The 12981-nt window shown below is 29.2% G+C and carries 13 protein-coding genes; 9 read left to right on the top strand and 4 right to left on the bottom strand.

The features are described 5' to 3' along the window. The first annotated feature begins 23 nt into the window (after nucleotides 1–23). Genes ACFQ1U_RS00925 through ACFQ1U_RS00915 form a run of 3 tightly spaced genes read left to right on the top strand, consistent with a single transcriptional unit; the run spans nucleotide 24 to nucleotide 4563 of the window. A complete protein-coding gene (locus ACFQ1U_RS00925) occupies nucleotides 24–1733 on the top strand; it encodes a phospho-sugar mutase (RefSeq protein ID WP_386104357.1) in 1710 nt (569 codons plus the stop codon). Next, nucleotides 1733–3559, top strand: a complete 1827-nt coding sequence (locus tag ACFQ1U_RS00920; protein WP_386104354.1) for an ABC transporter ATP-binding protein — start codon at nucleotides 1733–1735, stop codon at nucleotides 3557–3559. The genes ACFQ1U_RS00925 and ACFQ1U_RS00920 overlap by 1 nt, the downstream gene beginning before the upstream one ends. Further along, the gene (locus ACFQ1U_RS00915) at nucleotides 3559–4563 is read left to right on the top strand and encodes a glycosyltransferase family 4 protein (protein ID WP_386104352.1); all 1005 of its coding nucleotides are present in this window, start codon (nucleotides 3559–3561) and stop codon (nucleotides 4561–4563) included. Before ACFQ1U_RS00920 ends, ACFQ1U_RS00915 begins: the two co-directional genes overlap by 1 nt. On the opposite strand, the gene ACFQ1U_RS00910 is transcribed toward ACFQ1U_RS00915, so the two are convergent. Together ACFQ1U_RS00910 and ACFQ1U_RS00905 are read right to left on the bottom strand one after the other, a co-directional pair. After that, complete coding sequence (locus tag ACFQ1U_RS00910) at nucleotides 4546–5970, bottom strand: CCA tRNA nucleotidyltransferase (RefSeq protein ID WP_386104350.1); 1425 nt, start codon at nucleotides 5968–5970, stop codon at nucleotides 4546–4548. The genes ACFQ1U_RS00915 and ACFQ1U_RS00910 overlap by 18 nt on opposite strands. A gap of 4 nt (nucleotides 5971–5974) precedes the next feature. Then, the gene (locus tag ACFQ1U_RS00905; protein ID WP_386104348.1) at nucleotides 5975–6532 is read right to left on the bottom strand and encodes an L-threonylcarbamoyladenylate synthase; all 558 of its coding nucleotides are present in this window, start codon (nucleotides 6530–6532) and stop codon (nucleotides 5975–5977) included. A 140-nt stretch (nucleotides 6533–6672) separates the two neighbouring features. On the opposite strand from ACFQ1U_RS00905, the gene ACFQ1U_RS00900 reads away from it, so the two are divergent. Next, the gene (locus ACFQ1U_RS00900) at nucleotides 6673–7494 is read left to right on the top strand and encodes a glycosyltransferase family 2 protein (protein WP_386104346.1); all 822 of its coding nucleotides are present in this window, start codon (nucleotides 6673–6675) and stop codon (nucleotides 7492–7494) included. Nucleotides 7495–7497: 3 nt separating this feature from the next. Then, complete coding sequence (locus ACFQ1U_RS00895; protein ID WP_386104344.1) at nucleotides 7498–8652, top strand: polysaccharide pyruvyl transferase family protein; 1155 nt, start codon at nucleotides 7498–7500, stop codon at nucleotides 8650–8652. 8 nt (nucleotides 8653–8660) lie between these two features. Here ACFQ1U_RS00895 and ACFQ1U_RS00890 read toward each other — a convergent pair whose 3' ends face one another. After that, on the bottom strand, nucleotides 8661–9782 hold the full coding sequence (locus ACFQ1U_RS00890; protein WP_386104342.1) for a glycosyltransferase family 4 protein: 1122 nt from the start codon (nucleotides 9780–9782) through the stop codon (nucleotides 8661–8663). Nucleotides 9783–9793: 11 nt separating this feature from the next. Beyond that, nucleotides 9794–10609 carry a 2,3,4,5-tetrahydropyridine-2,6-dicarboxylate N-succinyltransferase gene (locus tag ACFQ1U_RS00885; protein WP_386104340.1) on the bottom strand — a complete coding sequence of 272 codons (816 nt, stop codon included), beginning with the start codon at nucleotides 10607–10609 and terminating at the stop codon, nucleotides 9794–9796. 105 nt (nucleotides 10610–10714) lie between these two features. On the opposite strand from ACFQ1U_RS00885, the gene ruvX reads away from it, so the two are divergent. The 4 genes from ruvX (at nucleotide 10715) to mazG (ending at nucleotide 12979) form a co-directional block, all read left to right on the top strand. Next, complete coding sequence (ruvX, locus tag ACFQ1U_RS00880) at nucleotides 10715–11122, top strand: Holliday junction resolvase RuvX (protein ID WP_386104338.1); 408 nt, start codon at nucleotides 10715–10717, stop codon at nucleotides 11120–11122. A gap of 66 nt (nucleotides 11123–11188) precedes the next feature. After that, entirely contained in the window at nucleotides 11189–11773 is a 585-nt protein-coding gene (gene def / locus ACFQ1U_RS00875; protein ID WP_386104336.1) for a peptide deformylase, read from the top strand. Between the two features lie 3 nt (nucleotides 11774–11776). Beyond that, a complete protein-coding gene (locus ACFQ1U_RS00870; protein WP_386104334.1) occupies nucleotides 11777–12196 on the top strand; it encodes a DUF5606 family protein in 420 nt (139 codons plus the stop codon). A gap of 3 nt (nucleotides 12197–12199) precedes the next feature. Beyond that, complete coding sequence (mazG, locus tag ACFQ1U_RS00865; RefSeq protein ID WP_386104332.1) at nucleotides 12200–12979, top strand: nucleoside triphosphate pyrophosphohydrolase; 780 nt, start codon at nucleotides 12200–12202, stop codon at nucleotides 12977–12979. The last annotated feature ends 2 nt before the right edge of the window (nucleotides 12980–12981 follow it).

Below are 12981 nucleotides of genomic sequence, written 5' to 3'. Positions count from 1 at the left end.
GTTTAACATCTAAACATTTTCCTATGAAAGATATAATTGAAAAAGCTAAACAATGGTTGGCAGCACCTTTTGACGCTGAAACTCAAAAAGAAGTAGAAAACCTTATTAATACCAATGCTGAAGATTTAAACGATCGATTTTATAAAGATGCAGAATTTGGTACTGGAGGTATGCGTGGAATTATGGGCTCTGGTACTAATAGGATTAATAAATATACCCTAGGAAAAGCAACGCAAGGTCTGAGTAATTACTTGCAAAAATCATATCCAAAAGAAACTATTAAAGTGGCCATTGCTTATGATTGCAGACATAATAGTAAAGAATTTTCTAAGTTAGTTGCAGATGTACTTACTGCTAATAATATACAAGTATTTTTATTTGAAGAATTACGTCCTACTCCAGAATTATCTTTTGCTGTTAATTATTTAAATTGTCATGCAGGTATTGTTTTAACCGCTTCTCATAACCCTCCAGAATACAATGGATATAAGGTTTACTGGACTGATGGTGGACAAATTGTACCTCCTGAGGATAAAGAAATTATAGCTGAAGTTAATAAGCTTACTTACAGCGACATTAATTACAAAAATAATGATCAATTAATAACATATGTTGGTCAAGAATTAGATGAAGCTTTTTGGAACGCATCTTTAAAAAATGGAACTTTTGATGTAAAAGGTAGAGAAAACCTAAAAATTGTATTTACTTCTTTGCACGGAACTTCAATCAAATTAATTCCGGAGGTTTTAAAAAGAGCTGGCTATACACAAGTGTATGTTGTTGAAGAACAAGCAGAACCTAATGGTGATTTCCCAACTGTAAAGTCACCTAACCCTGAAGAACCTGAAGCGTTAGAAATGGCTGTTGATTTAGCTAATAAACATAATGCTGATATTGTAATTGGAACTGATCCAGATTCTGATAGAGTTGGAATAGCTGTTAGAGATTTAGAAGGAAATATGAAGTTATTAAACGGAAACCAAACCATGAGTTTAATGACAAGTTTTTTAATACAACAATGGGAAAATAAAGGAAAGTTAAATGGGAAACAATTTATAGGTTCTACTATTGTATCTACTAATTTGGTTAATGAAATAGCAGATAGTTATAACGTAGAAACTAAAGTTGGTTTAACTGGTTTTAAATGGATCGCTAAAATGATTAAAGATTTTCCTAACCAGGAATTTATTGGTGGTGGAGAAGAAAGTTTTGGTTACATGGTTGGTGATTTTGTTAGAGATAAAGATGCGGTAACCTCTGCCCTATTAGCTTGTGAAATAGCAGCTGATGCTAAAGCTAAAAATAGTTCGTTTTATGATGAACTACTAAATATATACATTAAGCATAGTTTTTATAAAGAACATTTAGTTTCTTTAGTGAAGAAAGGTATGGAAGGAGCTCAAGAAATAAAACAAATGATGATTGATTTTAGAAACAATCCACTATCTGTTATAGATGGCGAGCAAGTTGTTTATTTAAATGATTACCAATCTTCTATCAGAAGAAATTTAATTACTGGTTTAGAAGAAAAAATAACGGTACCAAGCTCTAATGTTTTGATATATGAAACTGATAAGGGTACCAAAGTAGCTTGCAGACCTAGCGGTACTGAGCCAAAAATTAAGTTTTACATTAGTGTAAAATCCAATGTAAATAACGTTGAAGAAGTTAAACAAAAAGAACCTCTTTTAGATAAAAAAATTCAACGTATTGTTAAACAATTAGGAATTTAATGGAACATTTTAAGAAAATTTTACGATATGCAAAACCATACAAAAGTTTTGCATTTTTAAATATTTTTTTCAACATATTATATGCTATATTTTCTGCACTATCATTTGTGGTATTAATGCCTCTTTTAAAAGTTTTATTTGAAGAAAATAAAAATAAAGAGATTACTAAACCAATTTATAAAGGTTTTAGTAAATTAAATGCTTATGTTAACGAGTCATTAAGCTATTACACAGATCAATTAGTCCAGGAAAATCCTTCCAAAGCACTAGTCATAGTTACTTTATTAATAATTGTAACTTTTGTATTTAAAAATTTATTTAGCTACTTCGGTTTTTATTTTATCACATTTTTAAAAAACGGTGTTCTAAAAGATTTAAGAAACGATCTTTATAATAAAACAATATCATTACCAATATCTTTTTATTCTGAAAAAAGAAAAGGTGATGTTATGGCACGTATTGGAAATGATGTAATTGAAGTGCACTATTCCTTTTTATCAATACTTGAATTAATTTTCAGAGATCCAATAATGATCATTATATCAGTAGTGATGATGTTACTTTTTAGTGTTAAACTAACAATTTTTATATTCATTTTTATTCCTATTGCAGGTTTTATAATTAATATAATAGGTAAGAATCTAAAAAAAACATCAGATAAAGTTCAAGCTGAACAAGGTCATTTTTTATCAATTTTAGATGAAACTTTACAAGGACTAAAAGTTATAAAAGGCTTTAATGCTGAAAATGTTTTTAATAACAAATTCCAATCTTCAACCTCTCGTTTCGAAAAACTTCTTAATAAATTAATGATTAGAACGCAACTAGCTGGACCTGTAAGTGAAATTTTAGGCGTTATTGTGTTTTGTATTTTAATATGGTACGGAGGCAAAATTGTTTTAGTAGATAAAACATTAGGTGGAGATGGATTGTTAACATTTCTTGGTTTTGCTTACAATATTATAACGCCAGCAAAATCAATTTCTAAAGCAAGCTACACCATCAAAAAAGGAAATGCAGCTGCAGAAAGAATTCTTGAAATATTAGAATCAAATGATGAGTTAAAAGACACTCCTAACGCCATTAATAAAACTACATTTAATCATAATATAGAGTTTAAAAATGTTTGGTTTAAATATGAAAATGATTACGTTTTAAAAGATTTTTCTTTAACAATACCGAAAGGAAAATCTGTTGCATTGGTCGGTCAGTCAGGAAGTGGTAAATCTACTCTTGCTAATCTAATTACTCGTTTCTACGATGTTGATAAAGGTGAAATTTTAATTGATGGTATAAATATCAAAACAATTTCTAAAAAATCATTATTAAATTTAATGGGAATTGTAACACAAGATTCAATTTTATTCAACGACTCTATTGAAGAAAACATTAAACTTGGTAAACAAAATGCTGACAATGAAGAAATTTTGAGTGCAGCTAACATAGCAAATGCTCATGAATTTATTAAAGATTTACCAAATGGTTACCAATCAAATATTGGTGATAGCGGAAATAAATTATCTGGTGGGCAAAAACAACGTTTATCTATAGCAAGAGCTGTCTTAAAAAACCCTCCTATTATGATTCTTGATGAAGCAACATCCGCTTTAGATACTGAATCTGAAAAATTGGTACAATCTGCTTTAGAAAAAATGATGGTTAATAGAACTTCATTAGTAATTGCTCATAGGTTATCTACCATACAATTTGCAGATAATATTGTTGTAATGCGAAAAGGTAAGATTGTAGAACAAGGAAAACACTATGAGTTATTAAATAAAAGTGGAGAATATTTTAAATTAGTTTCTCTTCAAAATATAGACTAATGAAAGAATTTTTAATCTTTAATATTGTTTATAAATGGAAATACTTACTTGCTATTTTAAAATCAAAATTTATTAAAAATAGTAGTAATACTATTGAAAAATTAATTTATGTAGCAAGAGAAGCTGATAAAGATTGGATTTTTGGAACTAAAGTTAGAAGATTGTCTCAGCATTCATCGTTAAATGCATCCCCTTATTTTCATGCTAAATTAAGAAATTTACCAGAAGCTGATGGATATTTCTTTATCTATCCACATTATTTTTGTAGAGCTATTCGACATAATCCACAAATACTTACTAAAAAGAATATTGTGATGTTTACACATGAGCATTACACAACTTCATATTCTAAAACTCATATTGCTTGGTGCTTGAACCTAGCCGATAAGGTAATTTGCTTAAACTCAAAAGTCAAACAAGATTTAATAGATATTGGAATTAAACCCTATAAGCTAGAAGTAATTCATATCGCATCAGACCCAAATTTTTTCTATTATCATGACAGAAAAGGTGGAGATGTTGGTTTTTGTTCTAATTTTGGTATCCGAAAAAATCCAGAATTAACCTTTCAAATTATCAAAAACATGCCAGAAAAACACTTCCATATTTTTGGTAAGAATTGGGAAAACTTTGAAAAATTTAATGAATTACAAAGTTTAAAGAACTTTACCTATCATAACAACAAGGATTATTCGGAATTTCCGGATTTATATGCTAAAATAGATACTTTTATCTCACCATCTATATTAGAAGGTGGGCCTGTACCTATCTTAGAATCTATGCTTTCAAACTGTGTGCCCGTTGCTACCAAAACTGGATTTTGTCCGGACATTATAGAGCACGGAAAGAACGGATTTTTATTTGATAGTAATGATAACTATGAAACAGTAATTGATTTAATCAAAAAAGCGGATAATATAAAAATTAATATTAGAGAAACTGTATTAGATTATTCTTGGGAAAATTGTTCCAAAAAAATTGATAACCTATTTAAAAATGCTTAATCCTAATTCTTCTCCTTTTTTTACCATAAATTTATGAGAAGCATCATATTCATTAGGTATTTTACCGTCTAAAATAGCTTCTTTAATAGCTTCTTTTATTTGCCCTATTTCCCTACATGGCTTTAGATTAAAAGTTTTCATTATTTCTTCACCTGTAATAGGTGGTTGAAAATTCCTTACACGATCTCTTTCCTCAACTTCTTTAATCTTATCTCTTACTAACTCAAAGTTTTTATGATATCTTTTAAACTTTTTTGGATTTTTTGTGGTAATATCTGCTTCACACAAAGTCATTAAACTTTCAATGTCATCTCCTGCATCAAAAATTAATCTTCGAACAGCAGAGTCTGTTACTTCTGAAGCTAACACAATAGGTCTAGAACTTAATAACACCATCTTTTGAACAAATTTCATTTTATTGTTCAATGGCATTTTTAATCGTTTAAAAAGTTTGAAAACCATTTTAGATCCAACAAATTCGTGCGAATGAAAAGTCCAACCTACTTTTTTACTAAACTTCTTGGTAGGTGCTTTACCAATATCATGTAATAAAGCCGCCCAACGTAACCAAACATCTTCTGTATTTTGAGCAATATTATCTACCACTTCTAAAGTATGATAAAAGTTATCTTTATGTTTTTGTCCTTCTACTTCCTCAACTCCTTTTAAAGCTGTAAGTTCTGGCATAATCAAATCTAACAAACCTGTCTTTTCTAAATGCAAAAAACCAATTGAAGGAATAGGTGAACTCAGTATTTTATGCAACTCATCCACTACTCTTTCTTTAGTAATAATTGCGAGTCTATTTGCATTGGTTGATATTGCTTGTAAAGAAGCGTTTTCTATAGTGAAATTTAATTGTGTTGCAAATCGTATAGCTCGAAGCATTCTTAATGGATCATCAGAATAGGTTATATCAGGATCTAAAGGAGTTTTTATTAATTTGTTTTCTAAGTCTTTTAAACCATTAAAAGGATCTAATAATTTACCGAAATTAGAGGCATTTAAACTTAAAGCTAATGCATTAATCGTAAAATCTCTTCTATTCTGATCGTCTTGAAGTGTTCCTGATGATACTTTGGGGTTTCTACTATCTTCAGAATATGATTCTTTTCTAGCCCCCACAAATTCTACTTCTAAATCTTTATATCGAAGCATGGCAGTTCCGTATGTTTTAAATACTTGAACTTTTGGTTTGTTAGGTAGTAAGCTTGCTACCTTTTCTGCTAATTCAATACCGCTTCCAACAGCTACAACATCTATATCTTTAGCTGTACCTCTTTTTAAAATAAAATCACGAACAAAGCCACCTATAACATAACTTTCTAAGTTTAATTTTTCTGTAGCCTCGGAAATATATTTGAAAATATCAGCAGTTAATGCTTCTTTAAAAAATTGTTCTTGCATAAAATTACTCTCGAATCACAACAATATCTTCTCCTTCAATTTTTAAAATAGTAGATGACTTTGTTGACACTTTATCTTGTTGCAAATTTACCACATAATCTACGCTATCCAAAACTCGTTTGCTTATTTCTGAAAAAGACATAGGCGTAGGTTCTCCACTAATATTAGCTGATGTTGATACAATAGGTCTATTAAAGTCTTTAATTAATTGAATACAAAACTCATTATCAGGTATTCTTATAGCAACAGTATTATCTTCTGCTATTGTATTTTTAGCTAAACCTATTGGATTATTGTAAATAATTGTTGTTGGGTTTTGAGATGATTTTAATATTTCTAAAGCTTTTTCTGATATAAAAGGAATGTACTCTTGTAACATTTCAATTGAAGATACCATAACTATCAAACTTTTAGAAGCTACTCTATTTTTAAGTTTAAAAATAGTATTAACAGCTTCTTCATTAGTAGCATCACATCCTAAACCCCAAACAGTATCTGTAGGGTATAATATAACTTTACCAGACTCTAAAGCAGATAAAGAATTATGAATTTCATCTTTCATAAAAACTGTAATAAACGCTTAATAATTATCCTGTTATCAATTAATAATAACTGTAAACTAATTAAAATTGTAAATTTTGTACAAAAGTAAGCTAATAGAATAGTTAAAATCAATTAATTTTGTGGTTTATTACAACTATTATGCATAATAAACCTGAAATATCAATAATTATAAGCACTTACAATTCTGAAGAATGGCTTCAAAAAGTTCTTTGGGGTTATAATCAACAAACTCTTTTAAACTTTGAAATTGTAATTGCTGACGATGGTTCTAAAAACAACACCAAAGAATTAATTGATAATTACAGGAATGAAGCAAAATATGATATTGTACATGTTTGGCATGAAGACAATGGATTTCAAAAATCAGAAATTCTTAATAAAGCGATTGTTAAATGTAATGCAGATTATATTATAATGTCTGATGGTGATTGTATTCCTAGAAAAGACTTTGTAGCTATTCATAATAAGCACAAAGAAAAAGGGTTTTTCTTATCAGGTGGGTATTTCATGTTACCAATGAATATATCTAAACTTATAAGCAAAGAAGACATTGAAAAACAAAAGTGTTTTAATGTAAATTGGCTTACAAAAAATGGTTTAAAAAGATCTTTTAAAAACAATAAATTATCGGCATCTGGCACTAAAGAAAAATTATTAAATCTTTTAACCCCAACAAAGCCTACTTGGAATGGTCATAATGCATCTGGTTGGAAAGAAGATATTATAAAAATTAATGGTTTTGATGAAAGAATGCAATATGGAGGGCAAGATAGAGAGTTAGGAGAAAGACTTTTTAATTTAGGAATAAAATCAAAACAAATAAGATATAGTGCTATTGTTGTTCACTTAGATCATCCTAGAGGTTATAAAAATCAAGAATCAATTGATAAAAACCTTGCCATAAGAGCTACTACAAAAAAAGAAAATAAAGTTTGGACAAACTTTGGAATTAAAAAATAAAATATGCCTAAAAAAACAAAAGTTCTATTAACAAAAGGGCATGCTGTTAACAATGGTGACATGGCACTAGTATATGCGTTATACACGGCCTTAGAAAAGAAAGGTTTTGAAGTATCTATCGCTACATTTCATTATGAATTTCTAAAAGAAAAATACCCAGATTTACCATTAGTTCGTGAGTTATTAGACTATAACTTAATTACAGGGGCAACTTTTATCAAAAAAATATTTCTAAAAATTAATTATTTAATAAACAAAAAGTATAAAAAATTTGATGTTTATATTAGTAGTCCGGGTGGGTATTTAAACTCTTACTATGGCCTTAAAAAAAGTTTACTACCACTTGTAGAAGCAAAAAAAAGTCATAAAAAAACAGCTGTTTACTCCCAATCAATTGGACCATTAAACGAAAGAGATATTTCTTTATTAGAGAAGTATAGCAAATTTATAGATTTAATATTGGTAAGAGATAATTATTCTAAAGAATGTATTTCGTCTATTAATTGTAGCTCATCAATTTTACAAACTAAAGATGCTGCCTTTTTATTAGAACCAAAAAAGTCTAAAGCTGATCCTAACTCTAAATTAGTTGCTGTTTCTGTTAGATCATGGAAACATGATAATAGAAACATGGAGCACTACCACAATCTAATTCAAAATTATTGTGAAAAAGTATTAGAAAAAGGATATGATATTGAATTTATATCTACTTGTCAAGGTGTTAAGGGCTATGTTGATGATTCTATTACAGCGGAAATAATCAAACAAAAAATTATTAAAAGCAATAAAAACTATCAAGAAAGTATTCATATTGACAGTGAGTTTAATTCATATTTTGATTTAGTTAAAAAGCTTAATACAAAATACTGTTTTGTGATTGGAACAAGACTTCATATGTGTATTTTATCATTAATAAATGGTACTCCTGCTTTTAATATCAGTTATGAAGTTAAAGGAAAAGAATGTTATGAATATTTAGGGTATAATTCTTATTCAGCTGACTTCAACGAAGACATTTCAATTGCTTTATCTAAATTTGAAGATTTTATATCAAATTATAAAAACCTGAAAGAAAGTTTATATGATAAAATTTATGAAATACATAAAGAAAGTAAAGAACATCTTAATGAATTCATAAATCTTATGAAAATGAGTTAGTTTAAAAACTAACTCATTTTTTTTTTTGCATTGACTGCTAAATTATAAATTTTTGAAATCTGCTTTTCTTGATTATAATTTTCAAGAATATGCTCTCTACCTTTTTTTCCAAACTTTAGAGATAAATCAGGAGAATTACAAATTTCAATCATATAATCTCCCATAGCTTCGCTATCTCTTTCTTGAACCAAATATCCAGATTCCGAATGAATAACAGCGTCTTTTATCCCTCCATGTAAAGTACTTATAATAGCTAAACCACTGGCACCAGCTTCCATAATACTAACTGGAGTTCCTTCCATATCACCATTTGGTGCCGTTACAGAATGTTGAACAAATGCTAATGAAGATCTCATTAATTCAGCTATTTCATCTTGATTTAAAATGCCTGTAAAAATAACGGATTTTTGAATATTTAAAGTTTCAATTAAGTTCAAACATTCTTCATATAAACCATCTTTTTTTCCAACAATTGTTAATGTGGCATCAGGATGTACTTGCAATAACTTATTAAAAGCTTTAATTGTGTATAAAGGCCCTTTCTTTGGTGTGAGTCGTCCAACCGCTAAAAAATTTTTATCTTTTTTAACTTCATTTCCAGGCTGAAATTTTTCTGGGTTTACACCACAAGGAATTACTTTTATTTTATTAGGATTAGCTCCTAAACTAATAATCCCATTTTTCATCTCTTCTGAAACAACAATTATAAACGCTGCGTACTCAAACAATTTAGTGTACTTAGTTTTATACTTTGATAAATATTTCTTATCAGTTGCATCATGCCCATGAAAAATGGGAATTAATGGTATGTTTAATGCCTTACAAACAGGCACCATATGAGAAGCAGAAGTACCATAATTAGATATTACTACATCTATTTTATTAGATTTTAAAAACCTTTTTACTCCGTAATTACTAAAATAGTTATTTCTACCTGTAAACGTTTTAATTAACTTGTGTATTAACCAATATAACTTTGGACTTAATAATTCTCCATTTTCACTTTTTTCTGGAAATCGTCCACTATGAACCGTGTGTACGTCAGCTAGTTTAGAAAGGCCATTAATTTGGTCTCTAATAAAAGTTTCTGAGTAAGCATGTTTTACAGTTCTGGTAATACAAATACGCATGATTTAATCTATTAAACGGCAACTTCGTTTTCACGCAAAGCATCATTTAAAGATGTTTTTTTATCTGTGCTTTCTTTTCTTTTGCCTATAATCAAGGCGCAAGGTACGTTATAACTTCCAGATGGAAAATCTTTTTTATAACTTCCAGGAATAACAACTGAACGAGCAGGAACAACCCCTTTCATTTCAATAGGTTCATCTCCGGTTACGTCAATAATTTTAGTAGAGGCAGTTAATACAACATTTGCTCCTAAAACGGCTTCTTTTTCTACTCTAACTCCTTCTACTACAATACATCGAGAACCTATAAAAGCATTATCTTCAATAATTACTGGAGCCGCTTGTAATGGTTCTAAAACACCACCAATTCCTACTCCACCAGATAAATGTACATTTTTTCCAATTTGTGCACAAGATCCAACAGTTGCCCATGTATCAACCATTGTACCTTCATCAACATAAGCCCCAATATTTACATAACTAGGCATTAAAATTGTTCCTGCAGAAATATACGCACCATGACGAGCTACTGCATTAGGTACTACACGAATTCCTTTTTCTTGATAGTTTCTTTTTAAAGGAATTTTATCATGATATTCAAAAATACCTGCTTCTAAGGTTTCCATTTTTTGAATAGGAAAATACAATACAACTGCTTTTTTCACCCATTCATTTACTTGCCAACCATTATCTGTAGGTTCTGCTACTCTAAGTTGACCAGCATCTAATAAATCTACAACCTCTCTAATTGCAGAAATGGTATTTTCTTCTTTTAAAAGATCTCGGTTATCCCAAGCATTTTCTATAATTGAACGTAACTCTGTCATTTTATATGTTTAATTTTGACAAAAATATATACAAAAAGAGTTTTCTCATAAAATTAGTTCATTAAAAAACATAAAAACTACTTTTGTAAAATAGTAAACAAATACATGGCACGAATTTTAGCGATAGACTTTGGACAAAAAAGAACAGGACTTGCTGTTACTGATGAATTACAAATTATTGCATCTGGTTTAACAACTATTAATACCCCTGAAGTTATTAAATTTTTAAAAGATTACACATCTAAAGAAAATGTTGAACTTTTTGTTGTAGGAAAACCTAAACAAATGGATAATACCGATAGTGAAAGCGAAATTTTAATTAAACCTTTTTTAGAAAAACTTTCCAAAGCAATTCCTACTATTCCTATTGAAAGAGTCGATGAACGTTTTACATCTAAAATGGCATTTCAAACAATGATTGATAGTGGTTTAAAACGTAAACAACGTCAAAACAAAGCTTTAGTTGATGAAATTAGTGCTACTATTATCCTACAATCATACTTATACAGATAAAATAACTTGTATTCTTACAGTTTATGCTAATTTTGTACTTTTGCATGCATTAAAAATATAATCTTTATGATTTTACCTATTGTTGCCTATGGTGACCCAGTTTTAAGAAAAGTTGGAAAAGAAATAAATGCCGATTATCCTAATTTAAAAGAGTTAATTGCTAACATGAAAGAAACCATGTACAATGCATCTGGTGTTGGTTTAGCTGCTCCTCAAATTGGAAAAGATATTCGTTTATTTATTATCGATGCCTCTCCTTTTGCTGAAGATGAAGATTTAGACGAAGCAGACAGAGAAGCTTTAAAAAACTTCAATAAAGTATTTATAAATGCTAAAATTATTGAAGAAGAAGGTGAAGAATGGCCTTTCAATGAAGGATGCTTAAGTATTCCTAATGTACGTGAAGATGTTTATCGCCATGAAAAAGTAACCTTTGAATATCAAGACGAAGATTTTAACACATATACAGAAACCTTAACAGGTTTAGCTGCAAGGGTTTTTCAACATGAATATGATCATATAGAGGGTGTGTTATTTACAGATAAATTATCTTCATTAAAGAAAAGACTTATTAAAAAGAAGTTAGAAAATATATCAAAAGGAAAAATAAGAGCAGATTATAGAATGCGTTTTCCTAATTTAAAAAAGTAATATATGGATTTTAGTAAAATAATATCAGTTTCTGGAAAGCCAGGATTATTCGAAATTTTATCACAAACAAAAACAGGTGTAATTGTAAAATCATTACTAGATGGTAAGAGAATGCCTATTACTGCTACACATAATGTTAGTTTGTTAGAAAACATAGCAATTTATACGTATAGTGAAGAAATACCTTTAGCACAGGTATTTAAAAATATTGCTGATAAGGAAGATGGTAAAGAAGCTATATCACACAAAGAAAGTGCAAACACATTAACTTCTTACTTTAGTGAAGTTTTACCTGATTATGACGATGAAAGAGTATACACCTCTAACATTAAAAAAGTAATTCAGTGGTACAATATTTTAGTTAAGGCTGAATTTGATTTTGCTACATCACTAAAAGAAGAGACTAACTCAGAAGAAGAATAAATTTTGAATACTCGAAAAGAACAGTTAGCAGCTTTTAACCGTTTGTTAGATATCATGGATGATTTACGTGAGAAATGTCCATGGGATAAAAAACAAACCATTGAAAGCCTTAGACATTTAACAATCGAAGAGGTGTATGAGTTAGGAGATGCTATTTTAGATAATGATTTAATCGAGTTAAAAAAAGAATTAGGCGATGTGCTTTTGCACATCGTTTTTTATTCTAAAATTGCTAGCGAACAAAAAGCCTTTGACATTGCTGATGTAGCTAATGCTATTTCGGACAAACTAATTGACAGACACCCTCACATATACGGAGACATATCTGTTACAAGTGAAGAAGAAGTAAAACAAAATTGGGAAAAGCTGAAACTTAAAGAAGGTAACACTTCAGTACTTCAAGGAGTACCTAAAAGCTTACCTGCTTTGGTGAAAGCAAATAGAATACAAGATAAAGTAGCTGGTGTTGGATTTGATTGGGAAAAACCTTCACAGGTTTGGAAAAAAGTACAAGAAGAACTTGAAGAGCTAAATACTGAAATAGAAAACGGTAATCAGGAAAACATTGAAAAAGAGTTTGGTGATGTTTTATTTTCTATGATTAATTATGCACGCTTTATTAAGGTAAATCCAGAAAATGCATTAGAGAAAACTAATAAAAAATTTATTAATCGTTTTCAATATTTAGAAGAAAAAGCAAAACAAGAAGGTAAAAACCTCTCAGAAATGTCTTTATCTGAAATGGATGTTTATTGGAATGAATCAAAAAAATACTTTAAGTAATC

The organism is Tenacibaculum geojense (assembly GCF_042676005.1).
Taxonomy (GTDB): domain Bacteria; phylum Bacteroidota; class Bacteroidia; order Flavobacteriales; family Flavobacteriaceae; genus Polaribacter; species Polaribacter geojense.
The sequence above is the reverse complement of the archived record's forward strand: the minus strand, read 5'-3'. Positions and strand labels throughout refer to the sequence as shown.

Bases quoted from the DNA above. Each gene is read 5' to 3' on its own strand.
- ACFQ1U_RS00925 (WP_386104357.1), top strand. From the start codon at position 24: ATGAAAGATATAATTGAAAAAGCTAAACAATGGTTGGCAGCACCTTTT.
- ACFQ1U_RS00920 (WP_386104354.1), top strand. From the start codon at position 1,733: ATGGAACATTTTAAGAAAATTTTACGATATGCAAAACCATACAAAAGT.
- ACFQ1U_RS00915 (WP_386104352.1), top strand. From the start codon at position 3,559: ATGAAAGAATTTTTAATCTTTAATATTGTTTATAAATGGAAATACTTA.
- ACFQ1U_RS00910 (WP_386104350.1), bottom strand. From the start codon at position 5,970: ATGCAAGAACAATTTTTTAAAGAAGCATTAACTGCTGATATTTTCAAA.
- ACFQ1U_RS00905 (WP_386104348.1), bottom strand. From the start codon at position 6,532: ATGAAAGATGAAATTCATAATTCTTTATCTGCTTTAGAGTCTGGTAAA.
- ACFQ1U_RS00900 (WP_386104346.1), top strand. From the start codon at position 6,673: ATGCATAATAAACCTGAAATATCAATAATTATAAGCACTTACAATTCT.
- ACFQ1U_RS00895 (WP_386104344.1), top strand. From the start codon at position 7,498: ATGCCTAAAAAAACAAAAGTTCTATTAACAAAAGGGCATGCTGTTAAC.
- ACFQ1U_RS00890 (WP_386104342.1), bottom strand. From the start codon at position 9,782: ATGCGTATTTGTATTACCAGAACTGTAAAACATGCTTACTCAGAAACT.
- ACFQ1U_RS00885 (WP_386104340.1), bottom strand. From the start codon at position 10,609: ATGACAGAGTTACGTTCAATTATAGAAAATGCTTGGGATAACCGAGAT.
- ruvX (WP_386104338.1), top strand. From the start codon at position 10,715: ATGGCACGAATTTTAGCGATAGACTTTGGACAAAAAAGAACAGGACTT.
- def (WP_386104336.1), top strand. From the start codon at position 11,189: ATGATTTTACCTATTGTTGCCTATGGTGACCCAGTTTTAAGAAAAGTT.
- ACFQ1U_RS00870 (WP_386104334.1), top strand. From the start codon at position 11,777: ATGGATTTTAGTAAAATAATATCAGTTTCTGGAAAGCCAGGATTATTC.